22 protein-coding genes are annotated in these 20,249 nt (G+C 41.3%); 6 read left to right on the top strand and 16 right to left on the bottom strand.

Annotated elements, in window-relative coordinates; genetic code table 11:
* Positions 1-296 precede the first annotated feature (296 nt).
* Positions 297-1,202 (top strand): cation diffusion facilitator family transporter, encoded by a 906-nt coding sequence (locus tag HWQ43_RS06410; RefSeq protein ID WP_292731388.1) that lies wholly within the window; start codon positions 297-299, stop codon positions 1,200-1,202.
* A gap of 248 nt (positions 1,203-1,450) precedes the next feature.
* Here the strand turns inward: HWQ43_RS06410 and HWQ43_RS06405 are convergent, their stop codons facing one another.
* From HWQ43_RS06405 to HWQ43_RS06370, 8 genes are all read right to left on the bottom strand, one after another.
* Positions 1,451-1,855 carry a response regulator gene (locus tag HWQ43_RS06405; protein WP_292731386.1) on the bottom strand — a complete coding sequence of 135 codons (405 nt, stop codon included), beginning with the start codon at positions 1,853-1,855 and terminating at the stop codon, positions 1,451-1,453.
* A gap of 653 nt (positions 1,856-2,508) precedes the next feature.
* Positions 2,509-4,131, bottom strand: a complete 1,623-nt coding sequence (gene guaA / locus HWQ43_RS06400) for a glutamine-hydrolyzing GMP synthase (RefSeq protein WP_292731384.1) — start codon at positions 4,129-4,131, stop codon at positions 2,509-2,511.
* Between the two features lie 228 nt (positions 4,132-4,359).
* Complete coding sequence (gene cbiD, locus HWQ43_RS06395; RefSeq protein ID WP_292731382.1) at positions 4,360-5,475, bottom strand: cobalt-precorrin-5B (C(1))-methyltransferase CbiD; 1,116 nt, start codon at positions 5,473-5,475, stop codon at positions 4,360-4,362.
* 190 nt (positions 5,476-5,665) lie between these two features.
* Positions 5,666-5,908, bottom strand: coding sequence for a hypothetical protein (locus HWQ43_RS06390; protein ID WP_292731380.1), 243 nt, complete (start codon positions 5,906-5,908; stop codon positions 5,666-5,668).
* Entirely contained in the window at positions 5,889-6,167 is a 279-nt protein-coding gene (locus tag HWQ43_RS06385) for a BrnT family toxin (RefSeq protein ID WP_292731378.1), read from the bottom strand. The genes HWQ43_RS06390 and HWQ43_RS06385 overlap by 20 nt, the downstream gene beginning before the upstream one ends.
* A gap of 148 nt (positions 6,168-6,315) precedes the next feature.
* Complete coding sequence (locus HWQ43_RS06380) at positions 6,316-6,612, bottom strand: hypothetical protein (RefSeq protein WP_292731377.1); 297 nt, start codon at positions 6,610-6,612, stop codon at positions 6,316-6,318.
* Between the two features lie 36 nt (positions 6,613-6,648).
* Positions 6,649-7,245: a DUF3177 family protein gene (locus tag HWQ43_RS06375; RefSeq protein WP_292731375.1), complete on the bottom strand. Its 597-nt coding sequence runs from the start codon at positions 7,243-7,245 to the stop codon at positions 6,649-6,651.
* Between the two features lie 483 nt (positions 7,246-7,728).
* Complete coding sequence (locus HWQ43_RS06370) at positions 7,729-7,974, bottom strand: Calvin cycle protein CP12 (protein ID WP_069074399.1); 246 nt, start codon at positions 7,972-7,974, stop codon at positions 7,729-7,731.
* A gap of 374 nt (positions 7,975-8,348) precedes the next feature.
* On the opposite strand from HWQ43_RS06370, the gene HWQ43_RS06365 reads away from it, so the two are divergent.
* Complete coding sequence (locus HWQ43_RS06365) at positions 8,349-9,581, top strand: FIST N-terminal domain-containing protein (protein WP_292731373.1); 1,233 nt, start codon at positions 8,349-8,351, stop codon at positions 9,579-9,581.
* A 60-nt stretch (positions 9,582-9,641) separates the two neighbouring features.
* Here HWQ43_RS06365 and HWQ43_RS06360 read toward each other — a convergent pair whose 3' ends face one another.
* Positions 9,642-10,769 carry a metallophosphoesterase gene (locus HWQ43_RS06360; RefSeq protein ID WP_292731371.1) on the bottom strand — a complete coding sequence of 376 codons (1,128 nt, stop codon included), beginning with the start codon at positions 10,767-10,769 and terminating at the stop codon, positions 9,642-9,644.
* Between the two features lie 398 nt (positions 10,770-11,167).
* On the opposite strand from HWQ43_RS06360, the gene HWQ43_RS06355 reads away from it, so the two are divergent.
* Positions 11,168-12,040, top strand: a complete 873-nt coding sequence (locus HWQ43_RS06355) for an S-methyl-5'-thioadenosine phosphorylase (RefSeq protein ID WP_292731369.1) — start codon at positions 11,168-11,170, stop codon at positions 12,038-12,040.
* 29 nt (positions 12,041-12,069) lie between these two features.
* Here the strand turns inward: HWQ43_RS06355 and HWQ43_RS06350 are convergent, their stop codons facing one another.
* The 3 genes from HWQ43_RS06350 to HWQ43_RS06340 are packed head-to-tail and all read right to left on the bottom strand — an operon-like array spanning position 12,070 to position 14,491.
* The gene (locus tag HWQ43_RS06350; protein ID WP_292731367.1) at positions 12,070-12,279 is read right to left on the bottom strand and encodes a hypothetical protein; all 210 of its coding nucleotides are present in this window, start codon (positions 12,277-12,279) and stop codon (positions 12,070-12,072) included.
* 18 nt (positions 12,280-12,297) lie between these two features.
* On the bottom strand, positions 12,298-13,515 hold the full coding sequence (locus HWQ43_RS06345) for an AAA-like domain-containing protein (protein WP_292731365.1): 1,218 nt from the start codon (positions 13,513-13,515) through the stop codon (positions 12,298-12,300).
* Positions 13,508-14,491 carry an AAA-like domain-containing protein gene (locus HWQ43_RS06340; RefSeq protein WP_366932792.1) on the bottom strand — a complete coding sequence of 328 codons (984 nt, stop codon included), beginning with the start codon at positions 14,489-14,491 and terminating at the stop codon, positions 13,508-13,510. The genes HWQ43_RS06345 and HWQ43_RS06340 overlap by 8 nt, the downstream gene beginning before the upstream one ends.
* Positions 14,492-14,576: 85 nt before the next feature.
* On the opposite strand from HWQ43_RS06340, the gene HWQ43_RS33730 reads away from it, so the two are divergent.
* Positions 14,577-14,720, top strand: coding sequence for a hypothetical protein (locus HWQ43_RS33730; protein WP_366932795.1), 144 nt, complete (start codon positions 14,577-14,579; stop codon positions 14,718-14,720).
* 296 nt (positions 14,721-15,016) lie between these two features.
* On the opposite strand, the gene HWQ43_RS06335 is transcribed toward HWQ43_RS33730, so the two are convergent.
* Together HWQ43_RS06335 and HWQ43_RS06330 are read right to left on the bottom strand one after the other, a co-directional pair.
* Positions 15,017-15,607: a hypothetical protein gene (locus HWQ43_RS06335; protein ID WP_292731363.1), complete on the bottom strand. Its 591-nt coding sequence runs from the start codon at positions 15,605-15,607 to the stop codon at positions 15,017-15,019.
* 99 nt (positions 15,608-15,706) lie between these two features.
* Positions 15,707-16,273: a DUF6658 family protein gene (locus HWQ43_RS06330; protein WP_292731361.1), complete on the bottom strand. Its 567-nt coding sequence runs from the start codon at positions 16,271-16,273 to the stop codon at positions 15,707-15,709.
* Between the two features lie 343 nt (positions 16,274-16,616).
* Here HWQ43_RS06330 and HWQ43_RS06325 point away from each other — a divergent pair, with 343 nt between their 5' ends.
* Entirely contained in the window at positions 16,617-17,537 is a 921-nt protein-coding gene (locus tag HWQ43_RS06325) for a lysylphosphatidylglycerol synthase domain-containing protein (RefSeq protein WP_292731360.1), read from the top strand.
* Between the two features lie 12 nt (positions 17,538-17,549).
* On the opposite strand, the gene HWQ43_RS06320 is transcribed toward HWQ43_RS06325, so the two are convergent.
* Both HWQ43_RS06320 and HWQ43_RS06315 read right to left on the bottom strand, forming a co-directional pair.
* Positions 17,550-18,872, bottom strand: coding sequence for a hypothetical protein (locus HWQ43_RS06320; protein ID WP_292731358.1), 1,323 nt, complete (start codon positions 18,870-18,872; stop codon positions 17,550-17,552).
* Positions 18,873-19,336: 464 nt separating this feature from the next.
* Entirely contained in the window at positions 19,337-19,630 is a 294-nt protein-coding gene (locus tag HWQ43_RS06315; RefSeq protein ID WP_292731736.1) for a ribbon-helix-helix protein, CopG family, read from the bottom strand.
* Positions 19,631-19,741: 111 nt separating this feature from the next.
* On the opposite strand from HWQ43_RS06315, the gene HWQ43_RS06310 reads away from it, so the two are divergent.
* The coding region (locus HWQ43_RS06310; protein WP_292731356.1) for a DEAD/DEAH box helicase at positions 19,742-20,249 on the top strand (508 nt) is incomplete at its 3' end.

Raw genomic sequence — 20,249 nt, 5'->3', positions numbered from 1 at the left:
ATAATATCTTTGAATACAATTCAATACGATCTCAGTTGATGTATTAATAACAAAGTTAATGAAAATATTCCTGGAATTAATGCTAAATATCCGCTGTCATCTTTAAAGCTATTACTAATGTCTATCTAGCTTATAGCCATTGTTAGTTAAAAACTATCTCAATAATTGGCATAAAATCTAGAGATTATAGAGAGACTTAACTCTTACTGCGTAAGACTTTGATACATTTTATTTGTGTTTATTGATGTTTTGATGTCTACATTAGAAGTCATAGAACTTGATGTGATAAATTATCTATGACTTACGATAACCGCGCCGAAGTAAGAAAGGTTTTAATTATTACCTTATTGCTCAACCTGTTTGTAATGGGATTGAAAGCACTTGTGGGCTACTGGACAGGTTCTTTGAGTTTATTAGCTGATGCCTTGCATAGTGTGACAGATAGTGCCAACAATGTTTTAGGATTAGTTGCGAGTAAATTTTCTTCTCCACAACCCGATCGCGAGCATCCCTACGGACACAGCAAGTTTGAAGCTGTGGGCGCTCTAGGAATTGCCTCATTTTTAGGAATAGCCTGTTTTGAAATTCTGCAAGGAGCAATCGAACGAATTCTCAAAGGTGGTGGTGAACCGATAAAAATATCGCCACCTGAGTTGTGGTTATTACTAATTGTGCTGGGCGTGAATATTTTTGTGGCGTTTTATGAACGTGCTGTGGGTAAGCGGGTAGGTAGCTCAATTCTCATCGCTGATGCGACACATACCATGAGCGATATTTGGGTGACAATCTCTGTAATCGGTGGCTTGATAGGAGTTTGGCTAGGTTATCAATGGATGGATTTGGTCTTAGCTTTTCCTGTCGCCTTGTTGGTATTTTGGAGTGGCTGGTCAGTTTTAAAAGAGAATTTGCCTTGGCTTGTGGATCAAATGGCGATCGCACCAGAAGCAATACATGCGATCGCTACTTCTGTTCCAGGTGTTATTAACTGTCATGCGATCGCTTCTCGCGGCGTTCTTGGTCGTCAAGTATTCATTGAAATGCATTTAATAGTGGATGCAGTAGACGTAGAAACCGCCCACCACATCACTGAAGAAGTAGAAAGCCGATTAGAAGAACGATTTCGTCCAGTGAGAATTTTAATTCACGTCGAGCCACCAGCATATAAGTCTGAGCAAATTAGCTTTGAAACTGGAGCAAAGTAGTCTCAGAAATTCTAAATCATGCCCTATACTATGCTGGTTTCCCTTAAAAAGGCTTGCTTTAATTCCCTCATTAAAAAGGAGAGTTAGGGAGGATCAAGCCTGAATCGAAGTATATTGTATTATTTCCAACATTTTTTCCCAAGCCAATACCTTACCAAAAGTGATGTTCTATAACCTTAATTTCTTCGTTTAAAAAATACGATCGGGAAAATAACAAATAACGACCGACAAATAACTGTATCTTTGCATTAACTCTTATAAGAAGCAACCAATTCTGCGACGATCGCAACTAGTTCTCCGGGATCGACTGGTTTAGGTACATGAGTCTGAAAACCCGCTTCCAAAGCACGGCTACGATACTCGCTATCGCCATAAGCAGTTAAAGCGATCGCCGGAAGTTTTCCATAAATTTCAGGCTTCAGTGCCCGGATCTTGCGGATCAGGGTGTAGCCATCTTCATCAGGCATAGCAATATCACAAATCAAGACATCTGGTTGCAACTCAGGTAATACTTTTAATGCTACCGCCGCCGATGAAACTGCCATAATGGTGGCTCCATCAGCTTCCAACACAGTAGTAATGTAAAAGCGGCTATCATCATCATCATCAACTACGAGGATGTTTAAGCCAGCAAGGGGAAGAGCAGGTTCCATAACATCTCCATTAATGTTGATCGAATGAAATGTATTTCTAATTTTGAGCTGCTTGTTTTTTCTCTGTCACCATACCATTGGTAATTTTACTGCGATCGCGCCGATTTTCCTAGAAAATAACTCAATTTGTCTTGTCACCATGCAATTGATGCTTAATTATTCACTGGCATTTATAATTATCGACTGGATAAAATTATGTTAGTGTTTAAATTCCTTTACATTAAAAAATTAACTTTAACGAATAGTTTAAGTTCAAAAATAATTTGACTAGCTACTGACTGCTTTATTACTAACAGGTTTGGATTTTGATGGAGCTTGAAAAAAGTCAAAAAAATAGACAATACCGAGTCTTAAAACGAGTCAGGTCGGCATTGTCATTTTTAAATCAATACAGTTCAGATAAGGTCAAAACCCAGATGTAGAGAGGCGATAAATTGCGTCTTGAAAGACCAATTATCTACACCAATAACCCTTAACTCAAGCTCATTGAAACGTAGGTAAAGACGCTCCAGATCAAGTCAGGAATTAGGAGTCAGAAGTAATATACTTGACTATTAACTTGCAAACTGCTGTATGCGAATCTAAACTCCTGGAAGTAATCTGAAGCATAGCAAAAAGTAATGAGCTTTTAGTTAAGTCAACTCAAAACTTGATTACTCCCATTCAATGGTTCCAGGCGGTTTAGAGGTGATGTCGTAAACCACCCGATTCACCCCTTTCACCTCATTCACAATTCGAGTAGAAATCACTTCCAGGACATCATAAGGCACTCTCGCCCAATCAGCAGTCATGCCATCTTCACTGGTAACAATCCGCAAAACAATGGGGTAAGCGTAAGTACGTTGATCCCCCATAACGCCAACACTACGAATTGGCAGCAATACAGCAAATGCTTGCCAGAAATCATGATACATACCGCGTTGGTTAATTTCTTGCCGTACAATCAAATCAGCATCGCGCAAAATATTTAACCGCTCAGATGTAACTTCCCCCAGAATCCGAATTGCTAAACCAGGCCCAGGAAAAGGTTGCCGTTGAACAATTTCTTCTGGTAAACCAATGGAACGTCCAAGTTTGCGAACTTCATCTTTAAATAGTTTCCGCAGTGGTTCGACCAATTTAAATCTTAGGTCTTTGGGCAAACCGCCAACATTGTGATGACTCTTAATTTTCACCGCTACCCGCTCACCACTTTGCGGATCTACATTGGTGTCAGCAGATTCGATGACATCTGGATAAAGAGTTCCTTGAGCTAGATAATCAAAGTGACCGAGGCGCTTGGATGTTTCTTCAAATACACTGATAAATTCGTGTCCGATGCGGCGGCGTTTTTCTTCAGGATCGGTGATCTCAGCAACTCTAGCTAAAAAGCGATCGCGGGCGTTAACATATTCAACAGGAATGTGAAACTGCTCTTGAAACAGCTTTACCAATCGCTCTGGCTCATATTTTCGCATAAAGCCTTGATCGATAAACACGCAAGTCAGTTGCTCACCAATTGCTTTGTATAGCAAGAAAGCCAGGGTAGAAGAATCCACTCCACCAGACAGCGCCAACAGCACCCGTTTTTCACCAACTCTGGCGCGAATTTCTCGAATTGCTTCTTCGACAAAAGCTGCTGTTGTCCAAGTGGGTTCGCAATCGCAGATATGGTAGACAAAATTGCGGATTAATGCTATACCACCAACAGAATGCACCACCTCTGGATGGAACTGAACGCCGTAAAGTTTCCTTTCGTGGTCGGCAATGGCAGCACAGGGAGTATTTTCTGTATGTGCTAGCAATTCAAACCCCGATGGCATTTGAGTTACTGAGTCTCCATGACTCATCCACATGGTAGTGCCATCTTCAACATTAGTAAGCAAATCTGTGGGATCGTCAATATATAATGAGGCTTTGCCGTATTCACCTCGATCTGCCTTTGCCACTTCCCCACCAAGTTGGTTTACCATCAACTGCATCCCATAGCAAACACCCAAAATGGGTATTCCCAAATTCCAGATTTCTGGGTCACAATGGGGAGCGTTATCACTATAAACTGAACTTGGGCCACCTGAGAGGATGATTCCCTTGGGATTGAGTTGGCGCAAATGTTCAGAAGTAGTGCGATACGATAAAACTTCGGAGTATACTTGAGTCTCGCGGATGCGACGGGCAATCAACTCAGAATATTGAGAGCCAAAATCCAGAATTACAATCAATTGGCGATCAAGCCGCCCAAAAGTTTCCAATGTTTGGGGCGCTTGTTCTGTTGGTAGAGTCACCGCTGTATTCATGACGGGAGTGTTATATCTGTTAAGGATAAATAGATGCTTTGTGGTCTATGGTGATGCTATTATCCAGCCTGGATAGGCTGATAATGGTATAGAAAGCCTTGACAAAAGCTAGTTTACGTGCATTTGTCAAGCCCCGGAGGTGGAGATGGTATTAAAACGATAAATCTACCCTAGAGTGGTTACTTAAAGGATTATTTTTTTGGATTGTTTACGATTATTCATAATAAATTAACATAATTTTCCCATCAACAGACCAGCAGTTTTACTCTTCACGATAATTTTGCGATCACGATCAAAGAGAATAGAGCCACAGACTGTTACTTTTGTGCCTTTTTCACTATGACTTTGAATGTATTCTTGGGAACGAACATCGATAGTTTCGGCGATCGCACTGTAAACTTTATTTACCCAATCATTACCAGTTGCAGCATCTAGGGATTTTAGGTATGTTAGTGCTGCTTCAGCAGTTGCACTGTTAAATACAGCTTGGATATCAGGTGATTTTAAACCTTCGATCGCACAGTGGGCTGCTAAAATTTCTCGCCGTCCATCAGCCAAGTAGTGATGGGTGTGAAAAATTCCCCCAGCCAACTTCATCAGCTTACCGTGATAGCCAAATAATAAGATTTCTTTGACACCCAGCACATCAGCTTCTACTAACATTGGTCCAAGCCAGTTAGCAGTTTTGACCAATTGTTCGGGGTTAATCCCTAGTTTACGCGCCAAATCTAGGCCATTCTCCCCAATGCAGAATACTAAACTCTCAAAACGACTGGCTTTATTTTGTAATTCCGCCCGAAAAACCGCAAGCTGATCTGGTGTACTTAAGGGTTGAGAAATACCGGTTGTGCCTAAAAGCGAAAGTCCTTCAACCACACCAAAGGCAGAATTGGAAGTCCGAACAGCAAGCGATCGCCCTTGGGGTAAAATAATCGTCACCGTGATTTTTTCTCCCGGTGCTAGCATTCGTTGCAAATTCTCTTGCAACAGTCTTTGAGCGTAAGCATAAATAGCAGGCTTGTCATCAGCGTTTAATTGCCTACCAATCCCTTCGCCACCTTTAATAATTACTGCATCATCACCCTGTTCGCGCCATTCCACCAATGCCCAAATCGGTGTATCTTTAGTCAAATCGAGATTATCACCGGGATCGCTGCGAGCGATCGCCAGAGCTGTATTATCAGATATTCCCGCTACCTGTTCAATGGGGATTTCTGCGATTTGAGCCGGTTCAATCAAATCTACAGATGCTAAAGTTAGGGGTTTGCGATCGTGTAACCAGTGTAAAGCTGCAACAGCAGCAGCGCACGCAAAGACGGGAAGTGTGTATCCAGAACGGGACATTTTGTAAGTTTAAAAGTCAAAATAATTATTTAAAATTGTTCGCGCAGCGTCTCGTAGAGAAGACAGTTTCACACGGCAATTTAGACCAATCTGTAGCTTGCTTTTTTCAAGGTAACGTTCCTGGTCAAAGGATATAAGCAACATTAAACTCAGCACCAGTGGCTTTCGTCCGTCCGCTGTATTGCGCTTGTTAGGCTTTGTCGCCGTCTGCAACTTGTGGCATTGACTCAATTAGTGCCCTTAGCACCTTATTGACCGATTCTGGTGTTGTAAAAACTTGAGCTACATCTTCATCTAGAACCACAACTTTTAGCAGTTGCTTTCTACTTTGAGCAGCAAAGCGGTTGGGCTTCGCCTTTTTATAATCAAAGTGGTACTCAGCTAAAAGCTCGTCATCTGAATTGTGTGACTCATCAAAAGGCGTTTTGCTCATAATCTTCACGCTCCCTTCGAGTGGCTAAACGGGCACTGATAATGCGAATGGCATTAGAACGTTCGGTGAAAGAAATCAATAGCAAGCGATTGTTTCGGGAGTGCCCAATAATAATCTCTCGCTTCTCACTTACTGAGTGAGCTTCATCATCAAAAATAACTGCCAGCATATTATCAAAGACGGTCTTAGCCTCTTCAAAGCTGATACCGTGCTTTGTTAGGTTAGCTGTTGCTTTTGACTCATCCCACTCAAACTCCATGTCTAAATCATATCTGATTATTCACAGAGCCAAGCAATCCTATGCAAAGGTCTGCCATTTCAACAATAAGTTCCTCAACTTCAAACAAGAAACCATATCGCTCCATCAACAATCTCAAAGTTAGCCGTGACGCAAAATTACGAATTAGTTAAACTCCCACTTCTGAGAATAGAGCTTCCATAGCTTTCCAAGAAATTCCTTGTTGAATATAACGGGGTGCTTCAGGATTGTAAGGACTGGCTACTCGGTCAATGTTGAGGATGTTTGCCCCATCTGGTAGAACTGGTACATCTGCATCAAATGCCGTTGGACGCATCAAAGAACTAGAAAAGCCTTTGAAAATAGCAATTGTATCTTCCTCATCGGCAATTTCCACCGTTACAATTAGGACTTCTTTGGTGCGTTTAGCGGTGTATTGTTCCAGTCGCTTACCAATAGAATTCATTGTTTTAAGAGTAGGAGTAAAGTGGCGCAGCGAGGGTTACTGTGGTGTAGCCGAGCGTCCCTGTTTGCCCAGCTTAATCAGAACAAAATAGCTTAAGTAAACCACATAAATGACTAAACTAGTTATACCAAGAAAACCTAAGAACTCAGCTTTGCTATTAGCATGAAAATATTCTTTGAATAATAACGGAATCTCAAACCAGACGCGACAATAAGCACTCTTCATCACACTAGCAGAAAAAGCACAACCCAAAAAAGGGATAAAGGCTAGTGCGCCCAAAAAACAATAAACAGTTGTCGCCCAGCGCCAAGAGGTAAAAATAAATTTCAAAGATCCACTGGTTTGATACTCAATTTCATCGTTGATATCCACCCAGAACCACAGCGAAATCGGGATCAAAATCTGAGCCATCAACCCACAGAGAAAGCTAACTGGATACTGGGCAATCATTAAGTAAATCGTGATTGCCACCAAGCTTGATACTCGCCAGTATATAGCCAATAAGCGTTGTATGCCTTCTGTTTTTTGTACGAATGCCCAAATCAGAAGAATTAGCGGAATAATTACCAGAAATAATACTGCCAGTCGGTAATCAATCCAGACGAAAGGTCGAAACCAAATATCATAGTCCATATTTTTTCTCAAACAATAGATAAAAAAGAAGTCAGGAGTTCAAATAATCAATCAAGTAAAATTTTATACTACTAATGGATTCTAGACTGCTAAATAAGGCAGGGATATTAAACCCTTTTATTCAGCAGTCAGTCGAACTCCCGTTCATCCTGAATTCTTCTTGATAATAGTTTATTGAACCTCGTATGACTAGAAGTCACGAGTATTATAAAAAATTTATAGGGGCGTACATCTGTACGCCCCTAATACCAATTAATTGGTTGTTTAATTTATGGAAATCGCAACTTATCCCTTTGGAAGAAGCCTATTGATTCAAATAAGGAATTTATTTTTTGTTTCCACAACTAAAATTGGTAGCTCTAAATAAAACGCTTGCAAGTGGAGGACATTGGTGAGTCCCTGCGTCCTCCACTCTGGGCGTCTTCTTTGGTCAATGTTGGTTGTTTGCTGACCAAACAACAGAAAATCCAGTTGCCTCAATTTCTAGTCGTCGTAAACCCGGCATTCAATTGCATCTGGGTTGTCATCACAATACTGTTCTAGAGAATTTTTTGGCTTGCTTTGGCGCTTGTGGGAAGCTTCGGCTTGCAATTCTTCTACTGCATCCCAAGCAGCAGCACACTCTGGTGAGTTGCTACCGTTAATATCACAGACAGTACGCGCTTGTTCCACTTCTTCTTGGATTTTCTCTTGGATGTCGCCTTTTGCTGTTTCTTGGATGTTGGTCATTAGCTTTAGTCTCGTTGTGTGTTGTTAATACTAGTATAGAAAATGTTCAGAAATGGCAGTTTTTCTCTTGATTACTAACCATTCTAACCATTTAGCCAATCATAAGTTAGTGTTTTAGCCTATTGATTTATAACCAATACAGCAAGCTACCGTATCTATAATACATTTACCTTTATTTTTTAAGATTTTGTGGAATTAGTAGCATAGATAAATAATCATACAATATATTTAGATGCCTATATTAGGGAATGACAACCCCAGCTTCTTGGGATGGAGGAGACAAAGGGCTGGCATCAATTCTTGTAAGATGCAATTCTTCCCAAAATAAAAAGTCAAAATCTACTAGCCTAAAAAGAGAAAGAAGCTCAAAACTAATGGCAGACCAAATGCAGTGGGCAAATGCCCTATCAACCCGTCATTCTCTGGAAGCCGCTGTTACAGATGTGGTAGAACGAGCTGTTTCATCGTTAACAGCACCTGCGGATCTAGGACTGGTATTCATTTCGTCTGCTTTTGCGAGTGAGTATTCCCGACTGTTACCCTTGTTAGCTGAAAAACTTTCTGTGCCTGTGCTAATTGGCTGTAGTGGTGGTGGTGTAATTGGGACGACAGTGAGCGGAGAAACCCAAGAATTGGAAGCTGAACCAGCTATTAGCTTGACTTTAGCATACCTTCCAGGAGTAAAGATTCAAGTTTTTCATATTGTTGCGGAAGAATTACCTGACTTAGATAGTTCACCAGATGCTTGGGTTGATTTGATCGGTGTACCACCATCACCGACACCGCAGTTCATCTTGCTGTCTAGTTCTTTCGCATCTGGAATCAACGATTTGTTGCAAGGGCTGGATTTTGCTTATCCAGGATCGACGATCGTGGGGGGACAGGCTAGTGGTGGAGGTATGGGTGGTCGCGTTGCGCTTTTTTGTAACGATACTAACGGTGAAAAACAGCAAAACTTGTATCGTGAGGGTACTATTGGTATAGCTTTGACTGGCAATATTGTTTTGGAAACGATTGTCGCCCAAGGATGTCGACCAATTGGCCAGCCATTGCAAGTTACAAAGGCCGATCGCAATATTATTTTAGAGTTAGATGAGAAAGTACCTTTAGTGGTATTGCGAGATTTGATTGCTAGTCTCAGCGAACAAGAAAGGATTTTAGCACAGCATTCTCTGTTTGTTGGTGTGGCAATGGATGAATTTAAGCTGGCTTTGCAGCAAGGAGACTTTTTAATACGTGGTATTCTTGGGGTCGATCCAAATGCTGGGGCGATCGCAATTGGCGATCGCGTTCGTCCTGGTCAAAGGCTGCAATTCCACCTCCGCGATGCCCAAGCCTCTGCTGAAGACCTCGAATTACTCCTCCAAAGTTATCAACACCAACGAGAATCTGAACCCTCTGCCGTAGCTGCTTTGATGTTTTCTTGTCTGGGACGAGGTGAAGGACTTTATGGTAAACCCAACTTCGATTCTGAACTATTTCAGCGCTACCTCAACGGTATTCCTGTAGGTGGTTTTTTCTGTGGCGGTGAAATTGGCCCTGTAGGTGGCAGAACCTTTTTACACGCCTACACTTCAGCATTTGGAATTTGTCGCCAAAATCAGTAATGAGTGCTGAGTGCTGAGTGTTGAGTGTTGAATCACCTTCTAACTCCTAACTCCTAACTCCTAACTCTTATTCAGCAAAAGTGTGCTGTTATTATCAATCATCGTCAAACTTCCAGCAGTGGCGATCGCTGAGTTAGACTGTGATGCACTATATGTTTGAATGTAGCGCCGCACTTCTGGGGGAAAATGAGGGTAATCTAATACCGCATCACCATCGGCAATAGTTGCCCAGAAATCGCGCAAACCAGGGGCTAATTTTTTTGCCTGTGATAATGGTAAGTTTAATGGAGACTGAGTTAGTAGCTTGATTAGGAAAGGGAAAGAGCGATCGCCCATCCACTGCCTTGATGACTGTTGTAAGTCAGGGAAATCAGGCACTGACTCTACTCGATGAGATAAAATTTGCAGCGATTCTTTACCTTGGTTATCCCGATGAAACTCTAGCACTCGGTAAGGGTGAGGATAGCTCACTAAAGAACCAGTGGTAATATCATATACTCCATCTGAGTAAGCAATATCCTGAACGTGCAAATGCCCGGTAAATACTAGCTTGACTCCGTAGCGCCTCAGCAGCTGCAATAGTTCTGCTGAATTGGATAACATATAGCGATTTGCTAGTGGATGGTTCGATTGATTGGGCAAATGCTCCACCACATTATGATGCACCATCACCAAAACTAATTCATCACCAGATGCCGCCAGCACCTCTTCTAACCACCGTAGCTGTTTGGTATCTAAACACCCCACCTGCTCACCTTGCTCATTAAAGGAGTTAGAATTTAGTCCAATCAGCTTAACTCCAGGCAGCAATTGACGAATGTAGTACATTTGCTGGGGGTCATCATAGCCAAACTTCGTGTAATAGTAGGGAAAATCTGCAAAAGCAATCGATTGCTGATCGGCCAACACTACAGGAACGTCATGATTGCCAGGTACAACATAGACGGGAAAAGGTAGCTGGGCTAAACATTGTTGCAACCAGGCGTGGTTCTCTGGTTCGCCGTGCTGAGTTAAATCTCCTGGCAACAACAAGAAATCTAAATCGAGTTGTGTTAAATGTTCTAGTACACTTTTAAATGCTGAGATACTTACTTCTACCAGATGAAAGCGGCTAGGGTGATCCCAGATTGTGTGAGGAAGTGCCAGGTGTAAGTCGCTGACTACCGCAAAGCGAAAATTGAGAGTCATTGATTTATGAAAATGTTAAAAGCAAAGGTTAAAATAAGCCTTTTCCCAAAAGTATAACGCTTGCTTTGTTTCCGTGCGTAGGAGTGCATCTAATTAACATTTGTATACAGAAAGCATCGATTATACACTATGGTGACAATTGACTTAAGGGTTAATCATAAGCATTTAATCTGCAAAAATTATCGGAAATTTGATTGCTAAAAATTATTAATTAATGTTCGAATAAGTGGGCGATCGCTGCTATCTATACCTGAATAAATAATGAATGGGTAAAAATTCAATAGTGTTAGCGGCACGAAATGCGATCGCCTAGCTCATCGTAGACATCGCTTTGTTTTCTGCTACTCCCCTTTTCGATAAAATAACTGAGTAGATCGGCAAGGAACAGGTTCAGAATCATGGCTCAAGCTAGTATTGGGATTATAGGTGGTAGCGGTCTTTACAAAATGGATGCCCTCAAAGATGTCGAAGAGGTGCGAGTTGAGACTCCTTTTGGTTCACCATCTGATGCTTTGATTCTGGGGACTTTGGATGGTACACGGGTAGCCTTTTTGGCGCGTCATGGCCGCAATCACACGCTTTTACCCTCTGAGTTACCGTTTCGCGCTAATATCTATGCGATGAAGCAATTGGGTGTGAAGTATTTAATTTCAGCTAGTGCTGTGGGTTCCTTGAAGGAAGAAGCGAAACCACTGGATATGGTAGTGCCAGATCAGTTTATTGACAGAACGAAAAATCGGATTTCAACATTTTTTGGTGAGGGAATTGTGGCTCACATTGCCTTTGGCGATCCGATTTGTAAGAACTTGGCTGCTGTGTTGGCAGATGCGATCGCATCTCTCAATTTACCAGAAGTTACTCTCCATCGCGGCGGTACTTATGTGTGCATGGAAGGGCCAGCATTTTCCACTAAGGCAGAATCGAATCTTTACCGCAGTTGGGATGCAACAATCATTGGGATGACGAATTTACCAGAGGCGAAGTTGGCAAGGGAAGCAGAAATTGCATACTCAACTTTAGCGCTGGTGACAGATTATGATTGTTGGCATCCAGACCATGACAGTGTGACGGTAGAGATGGTGATTGGCAATTTGCTGCGGAATGCTGTGAATGCTCAAAAGGTGATTCAAGAAACTGTGCGGCGCTTGAGTGAAAATCCGCCAACCAGTGAGGCGCATTCGGCGTTGCAGTATGCGATTTTAACTCAGTTGGATAAAGCACCAGCCGCGACGAAGGAAAAGTTAGGGTTATTGTTGCAGAAGTATTTGTAGTATTGGTGGTGATTGAGCAATGTCTACGCCTACGCAGTTTCTTGGTACAGTTTTGCGTAAAGCGTAGCGTTATTTAATGCAGGGGAATGTATTGGCATTGTTAGCCAACGCAATGGCATTGTTAGGCGACGCAATGGCATTGTTAGCCAACGCAATGGCATTGTTAGCCGACACAATGGCATTGTTAGCCAACGCAATGGCATTGTTAGCCGACGCATTGACATTGCAGGGGGTTGCAAAATTTAATTTGCTACGAATTAATAAAACCTGCGTGTGCCAATATCATCACATAGACGCTTATCGCTCTCATTCACATTGGGGTTATTTTGCAAATAATCGCGTACCCAAGCACAACCCTTAACTATTAAATCATCCAAATTGAGATTCCACAGCTTCACCGTTTTATCATCACTGGCAGAGGCAATGGTTTGACCGTCGGGGCTAAATGCCACGCCATTAACCGAATTGCTATGACCTTTGAGAGTTTGTAACTCCTGCCCCTGGCGATTCCACACCTTCACCGTCTTGTCATCACTTGCAGAGGCAATGGTTTGACCGTCGGGGCTAAATGCCACGCCATTAACCGAATTGCTATGACCTTTGAGAGTTTGTAACTCCTGCCCCTGGCGATTCCACAACTTCAACGTCTTGTCATCACTTGCAGAGGCAATGGTTTCACCGTCGGGGCTAAATGCCACGCCCCTAACCGAATTGCTATGATCTTCTAGCCGATTAAGTTCTTTGACTCCATAAATTACCTGCTGGAGTGTGGCTACTGCCAAAACACGGGTATCTAGTTCTACAGTTTTATTTGGTGTTTTAAGTCGTTTTCCTACCTTCAAGCCTGTAACTAAAGCATCAAGTTCTAAATTTGATGCCATCAGGTTTTGTGATTTGAGACTATTAGCGTCGCGGATTAAATCGCCGGGAGTCGCTACCCCCATTAAGACAAAAGAAAGCCGCCCAAATTCAGGATTAGTCGCACGGGCAACATAGAGATAACGAATGGCGATAAAAAAATCATCGGTAAAATCCAGGCTGAGGGTAGAGTCAATTTCATCCACAAAAATCACAACTTGCCCCTCAACCTCAGCCAGCAAAACCTTCTCAAAAAACTGTGTCAGCCGTTGTGATACTCCCAAATGCTCGTTTTCTTGCCACCAACTCACCACATCTGTATCAAACATGAGTTGGTCTTCCAGTTTGACCAAAAAGCCAAAATACCACTGTTCGGCTGTGACATTTGCCCCCAATTCCTGAAGGTCAACAATTACTGAGCAAATTCCCTCGTCCGTTAAGGTTTGCGCCGTGCGTACCATCAGGCTAGATTTACCCATTTGGCGCGGCGTAAGAACATAGGCGAATATTGCTGACCGACATAAACCGAGTAATTCCTCATCAGCTTGGCGGGGAATGTAAATGCCACCGCCAGCTTGCACAGTCCCGCCTACAGTGTAAATGGTTGGATTACCCACGAAGATGCTCCCGGAAATAATCGGTGTAAAGTTGACAACGCGGAAACACCACACGCCCTTCCCGGCGCACTAAACCTGCACCCCGCAAGCGGAAAAAGATGCGCTCATCTACACAGGTGTTCTGGTGAATTACTTGGAACATACCCTGAACCAACTCCTGTTTGTTATGCAACCGAAAGAGGTGGTTACGCAAATGATTGCCAAAGGGGCCATTATCTGCGATCGCATTGGCAAATAATTCGGTAGGATAGAGGCGATCGCTAGCAACTGAGTAAAGTGCAAGCCTTACTAAGTAAGGATGTCCACCTGGCAACGCTATTAATTGCTTTTCTTCGCTAGCGTTGAAGGGTGAACCATGACGGCGGTTTAAATCAGCAACCTGTACTGCTGTAAAATCTTCTAAATCAATTACTAGCCCAACATTAAAAGGGGATTGGTTGAGATTATCAATTAGCTGGTAGGGTTCGGTGGAAGTAACCAGCGCTAAATCCAGTTGCTTCCAGATGGGATTAGTGGCGCGGCTATTGTGCCAGCTTCGCAGCATTCCAAAGAAATCAGAGCGAAAATCTGTATCAAAGACCCTTTCCACTTCATCCATCACTAAGACAATGGGGTTGCCAAACTCCTTAAGCAAATAGCGGCCAACATAGCGAGTACAACGCTGACTATTGCCCAAAGGCATATTCCAATACTCATCAACTTTGTCAGTCATTTCCAGTTCATCGGTTAACCAAGTACAGAACTGGCGAAAGAAAAGGTCAGCATTAGTTAAGGCGGCTTTATCAAACAATTGGAAATCCAACAAAGCAACGCGCTTCCCTGCATTCACAGCAGTATTAATTGTGCGGATTAACAGGGAACTTTTGCCCATTTGCCGGGGGACTTTAATTGTAATTGTCACACCCTGCCGCTCAATAGTCTCTAAAGTAAGTGCATCAGATGAGCGTTCCACATAAAAAGCGGATTGCGATTCCAACAAATTAGGATTTTATTCACAGCGCTATCAATTAGTTACACTCTACTACAGCGCAGTTGCAGGCAATTACCGACAGCACAAAAAAATTGCTCACGCAGCTAAAAGGCTTATTAATGGAGTTCAAAGGCTCATTAATGGAGCTAAAAGACTCATTAATGGAGTTCAAAGGCTCAATAATGGAGTTCAAAGACTCGTTAATGGAGTTCAAAGGCTCATTAACGGAGTTTAAAGACTCGTTAATGGAGTTCAAAGGCTCGTTCACGGAGTTCAAAGACTCGTTCACGGAGCTAAAAGACTCATTAGAGATATGAAAAATAATGTAGAGACGTAGCACTGCTATATCTCTACAAGGGTTCTAGATAATGCATATTTAATTTCTAGAGATATCTATAATAATAAAGTTTAAGGGAATTAAACCCCATCTCAAACCAAAACAAAGCCTGTCTATGCAGGCTTTGTTTTAGTAGCACCAGACTATAAGTCTGTGGGCGGTTTCAAATTTTTACAAGAATTAAATGACTAATTTCAATCAACCGCCCTCTTCACTGCATTGCCTGCATCGTCAGCTGTACGCCGAACATTTTTTCCAGCATCCTCAGCCCCACGCTGAACATTTGTTGTCACGTCTTCGGCTGCATTTTGGGTATTACCCTTGAGATTTTCAATTCCTCGCTGAGTTCCCTTAACAACACCTTTGCGAACTTCTTCAGCTGAACTGCCGATATCTTCACCCAGGTTCTTCACTCTTTCACCAAGGGGTGTACCTTGTTTGTAATTTTCACCATATTGCCCTGCGCTGTCAACTGACTTCTGGTCAATATTTCTTTGAGCATTTTTCGCCAGTGCATCAGCTCTGTCATTAGCTGCCTTTTCATCTCTCGCTCTGGGATCTACATCACTAAAGTTATTCATCCCACCAGCAGGAGAATTCAGAGGATAATCTTTTGTCGAATCGTATCGTTCGGTATTAGGTGCTTGAGTACCAGGTTGTGGTGGCTGTGTTGCTATTCCTGGGGCACCACAAGCTTGTGTCAGAAATAAGAATATCCCTGCCAAAAAAACTGTTAAAACTTTTAAGGGACGAATATTTTTCAGCCAAGTCATTGCTTTTTTCATACTTTTAAGTCCTTGCTTTTTTGTGACTAAGTTAAACTTCAACCAAGATGGCATTCGCAATCTATTTTAAATCTCAAGCAGTGAGACAAAATAAGGCTTCTATCTGCCTACTGCGGGATTTTTTTGTAATTCCGGTCTAGCACCCGCTTCATCTGCCTTGTTATTCAAAAAGCCGGAAGCTTCTTCAATAGCCCCTTTTACAGTCTCAAGCCGATCTTTAACCCGATCTCCTACATTTGATTCATTCTGAATCAAACCACCGGGTTCAGGCTGGCGGAAGTCTTTATCTGTGATGAATGGCAGTTCTGCTTCTTTCTGGACTCGACCTGCTGGTGTCTCGCCACCAGGATAAAGTATCTCAGATTCTCTATTTGTAGCAATCAACAATTGCGAACTTGGTTGTAAGCTAGCTTGGTCGCGTCCCTGATTGGCTTTTGGGTTGGCTATTTTCGGATCGGTAGACATTCTGTAGTTGCTATACTTGTCTCCACCATTCTTATAAGGGTTGTTTGCTCCACCGGCTTGTACAGCAGGATTTTGCGGATTTGCACCTTGAGCATTTGCCCCACTACAAGCAGTGCTAACTATCAACAATAGTCCAGCTAAAAAGATAGTTAATATCTGGCGCAATCTTATTTGTTTCAAGAATACTCTCACAGCGTTCACGTATGTCCTCCTTACAAAATATTAATAAACTAACAATTTGCTGAAATCATTGGATTGGTCAGCAAGTTATTGTGCTTGTTTTGGTTCGCTCACTTTCGATAACCTGTATTCAGGATATGAATAATAAAATGCTCTTTACCTCTAGCGCAGGCTACATTTTAATGAGTATAAAAATAATATTTTTATCTAACTCTAGAGAGATATAAAATAAAGTAATATACTTTTCGTAAAAATAACCACATCAAGCTGTTTGATACTTCAAAATATTTGGATATATAGCTGATACACCATAAACTTTGAGGTATTCAGCCCTTGTTGCTCTCAACGTTAAATGACTAAATTCATGAAGCAATTTTTACGCTGGATAATTTTGGGAGGGACGCTGTTTTTTTTAGGAAAAGCTCTGAAGGATAATTGGATTGGAGTGACTGCTATCCGCATTGATGATGTAGGATGGGCAATTATGGCGATCGCTACAGGGGTAACTTTACTAGCTCATACTTGGGCAGGCTGGATCTGGACTTGGATTTTGCAAGAGTTAAATCAACCTGTATCATCTCCCCAATTCATCCAGGTTTACCTAAAAACGAACATCGCTAAGTATTTACCAGGTAATATCTGGCATCATTACGGGCGAATTGTCGCCGCCAAAAATGCCAATATTCCTACAGGTGCAGCCACCTTAAGCGTTTTGCTGGAACCGTTACTTATGTTAGCGGCTGCTTTAATCATCATTGTCATCAGCAGTAGCCAGTTTGCAGCAGCGAATACTACCTTTGTTATACAAGTACTACAATTTCTCAGTTTAGCTGTAGTCCTTGCTGCGATTCATCCCTGGTTTTTGAACCCAGTTATTCGCTTTTTGTACAAATTAAAAGCAAAAAAATCTGCTGCTACCACTCAACCAACTGTTCCCTTCAGTCTTAAAAGCTACCCTTTACGCCCTTTGTTAGGAGAAGTGGGCTTTATGGGACTACGCGCCACTGGGTTTATACTAACTATGTTCGCCTTGGGTTCGTTGAATGCGAATCAAATTCCTTTGTTGCTAGGGGCTTTTAGTTGCGCTTGGTTGTTAGGGTTTGTGATACCGGGTGCGCCTGGCGGATTAGGTGTGTTTGAAGCGACTGCCTATGAACTTTTACGACACCACTTTCCAGCTGCCTTAGTATTTAGTGCGATCGCTCTGTATCGCCTCATTAGTATTCTAGCTGAAACTGCGGGTGCTGCCCTGGCTTGGTTAGATGAACGCCTTGCAAAATCATGAATCAGGTTAAACTCATTTTTGTCTATCTACTTTCATCTGTGAAAACACACGATAACTATCCAGATTTAATTGCTGATTACTGCTTTGTTCCTCTTCTTCCATCTTAATCAAGTTATATTCTACATTTTCTGCATAAATGGCAAACGTGATATTAAAAATCTCGATAAAATTTATTATCCCTTTGCATTCCTCTTCGGAATAGTTTTCGTAAAAACGAATCAAATGAGCAATCCGAGTTTCTAAATGTCTCCGGGAATTTCTACAAATCAAAATAATCTTTAATAATATAATTACTAAGGTTAAAGCATGACCTTGGTTAATTAATAATATAAATAATTCCGAAGGCTCTTTAGCATTTTCTATTGTAAAGTAATCAATCACTCGATTACAAGTTCTCAAGAAAAATTCCTTAGTGACAATTTCTTGATTATAATCCGTCTTCCATAAGGATAAACTATGTGCAAACTGCTGCCGCCAAGTCTCGACTGATTTTTGATTTTCTACAGAAATAAATAGATATTTTTCTAGGTTTATTTTAAATTCTTTCAGGGTTTGATTTTCAGTTTGCTTGATAAATATATGGGCAATATTATCATGACTAAATACACCTCTTTTTAAAACAATTGCTTTTATTAACCGCAGAGCTTGGTCTCCTAAAATACTGGGATTTTTATAGCGTGTTGTGTTTGATACGGCAGATTGAGAACGAGCAATATACATTGCGAGTTCAAACTTAAATTTATCTTTTATCTGTTTAGAAAGCCTCCTAGCAGCCTCTTGTTGTTCTTTAGGGTTCTTATTATTAACAGATTGATCGATCAATAAATAGGAAGTGTAGCGATTAGCCCAATGACCTTTAGATGATTCTTCATATTTAGTAGCAAATAATTTCAGATCCTTGTAATCTTTGCTCTTGGAAAAATTCTCTAACCAGATTTTACAAGTTTTTACTACTGGAGGATTATTATCTTTAATTTTCAGCTTTTCATTAACAAATAAATTAACTAAATCTTGGATATATTTGTCTTTTCGATTACTTTTCCAATTATTAACTATGATGTAGCAGCACCGCTTCAATGTATTATATAGTTCCTGTTCATGCTCATCTAGAAAAACACTATATATTCCAGGTATATAATCAGAATATTCGGAATCAAGACCGTCTATAAATAAACTTTTGAATTCACGTAAAACATCCTCTGGTGGCAATTTATTGACAATTTCCACAAAGAAGCTATAAACCTCCTCTTGGGTAGTTTGCACATCTATTTGGCTAGAGTTAGATGTAGCACAATGGGGATTTTCCTGACTAATTGATAAACGATTAGCGGTCATTTCACTTATCAGGACAAAAAGGCTTCCTGTTCATATTATTACCAGCTTAACCTTGGTGAACAGGAGCATCAATCTATTATTCGGAAATTCAGTCATCTTTTTACATAAATTTGATTAAATAGGGCTATAAATAAAGTATTAAAGACAAATTGTTTAATACTTCATCAAATAGTTCAGTGAAATCACTTATTTATAACCAGAAAAGACCATACATAGATATATAGATATATGGATATGGGCGGGTTGTATCTAAATCTATAGATACAACCCACCCATACCTTTTATCGAATGTGACTTTACCCATAACTTTGCCGCGCTTGGAATCATAAGTTTGCCGCAGACAAGGTTGTAATGCCTATATTGTGTTAGACAAAATTACCTCGTTACCTTGCCTGTGGAACGATAACCTTGCCGCCAGTCCAAATTGGAAGCATAAACTTGCCGTGAGTCATCTTATAGTTTTATTATAATCGCTCCACTAAGATCGCTATCAGACGACTTAATTCGTTCACTCGCATCTCTAACGAGTCGGTTTTTCCCTCTGTCGTCTGAATTTTTTTACTTAAATTAGATAGATTCCGCTCTAGCGAACTAACCCTGTCTTCAACCGTGTCCTCATCTTCTGGTAAGCCTAAGTACACAGAAATTGCTTCCCGGATTAACTGAGTTCTGTCTTTCTCATCCAGAATAGCGCGTGCGTCCAGAGCCTCTAACATAGCTTGGGACAATCTTATCGATATAGCTTTATCTTTACCCATTATTTGACATATCATCTTTGAGATACGGACGTGATATCTTTGAGATACAGGATGTCCAGTTGAGCAAAGAGTGACATGGACATTAAGAGAATATCAGTAATGGAGTAAACTATGGCTGCGAGATTCAAACCGAGAGATTGGCAAGACAGGCTAGTCAGAAAGTATCAAACCATCCTCAAAAAGAATTTTTTGGTTGAGGCTTGCACAGCAGCAGGTAAAACAGCCGGGGCGCTATATGCTTTTGTCTCCTTGCAAAGTGTTTTGGACTGGCGCTTTTTAGTTGTTGTTGTTCCTACTGAACACTTAAAGAGACAATACGCTCAAGATGCACGCAATCTTTTTAGTCTTAATCTCTTTTATTCTGGAACTCAAAAAAGGCTAGGTCGGTTGCCTACACCAAATGAGCTATTAGTATCAGGCTATCACGGATTAGTTGTTAGCTACCAATGGTTAACAAAGCCAGGTAATGCCAAGTGGTTGGCGGATGCTTTGAGCCAAGACGTAACTGGTAAAGTATTTCTGATTCTTGATGAGGTTCATCATGCTAGCTCGGCACTTGCTTATCCCTCTTTTGTCACTCTAGGCAGAGGAAAAATAGAAATAAGGTATATTGAAGTTT

The sequence above is a fragment of the Nostoc sp. JL31 genome (genome assembly GCF_017114965.1).
Lineage (GTDB): Bacteria > Cyanobacteriota > Cyanobacteriia > Cyanobacteriales > Nostocaceae > Nostoc > Nostoc punctiforme_A.
This window is presented reverse-complemented; position numbering and strand designations above follow the sequence as displayed.

Coding starts and splice junctions, on each gene's coding strand:
- HWQ43_RS06410 (WP_292731388.1), top strand. CDS start 297: ATGACTTACGATAACCGCGCCGAAGTAAGAAAGGTTTTAATTATTACC.
- HWQ43_RS06405 (WP_292731386.1), bottom strand. CDS start 1,855: ATGGAACCTGCTCTTCCCCTTGCTGGCTTAAACATCCTCGTAGTTGAT.
- guaA (WP_292731384.1), bottom strand. CDS start 4,131: ATGAATACAGCGGTGACTCTACCAACAGAACAAGCGCCCCAAACATTG.
- cbiD (WP_292731382.1), bottom strand. CDS start 5,475: ATGTCCCGTTCTGGATACACACTTCCCGTCTTTGCGTGCGCTGCTGCT.
- HWQ43_RS06390 (WP_292731380.1), bottom strand. CDS start 5,908: ATGAGCAAAACGCCTTTTGATGAGTCACACAATTCAGATGACGAGCTT.
- HWQ43_RS06385 (WP_292731378.1), bottom strand. CDS start 6,167: ATGGAGTTTGAGTGGGATGAGTCAAAAGCAACAGCTAACCTAACAAAG.
- HWQ43_RS06380 (WP_292731377.1), bottom strand. CDS start 6,612: ATGAATTCTATTGGTAAGCGACTGGAACAATACACCGCTAAACGCACC.
- HWQ43_RS06375 (WP_292731375.1), bottom strand. CDS start 7,245: ATGGACTATGATATTTGGTTTCGACCTTTCGTCTGGATTGATTACCGA.
- HWQ43_RS06370 (WP_069074399.1), bottom strand. CDS start 7,974: ATGACCAACATCCAAGAAACAGCAAAAGGCGACATCCAAGAGAAAATC.
- HWQ43_RS06365 (WP_292731373.1), top strand. CDS start 8,349: ATGGCAGACCAAATGCAGTGGGCAAATGCCCTATCAACCCGTCATTCT.
- HWQ43_RS06360 (WP_292731371.1), bottom strand. CDS start 10,769: ATGACTCTCAATTTTCGCTTTGCGGTAGTCAGCGACTTACACCTGGCA.
- HWQ43_RS06355 (WP_292731369.1), top strand. CDS start 11,168: ATGGCTCAAGCTAGTATTGGGATTATAGGTGGTAGCGGTCTTTACAAA.
- HWQ43_RS06335 (WP_292731363.1), bottom strand. CDS start 15,607: ATGAAAAAAGCAATGACTTGGCTGAAAAATATTCGTCCCTTAAAAGTT.
- HWQ43_RS06325 (WP_292731360.1), top strand. CDS start 16,617: ATGAAGCAATTTTTACGCTGGATAATTTTGGGAGGGACGCTGTTTTTT.
- HWQ43_RS06320 (WP_292731358.1), bottom strand. CDS start 18,872: ATGACCGCTAATCGTTTATCAATTAGTCAGGAAAATCCCCATTGTGCT.
- HWQ43_RS06315 (WP_292731736.1), bottom strand. CDS start 19,630: ATGGGTAAAGATAAAGCTATATCGATAAGATTGTCCCAAGCTATGTTA.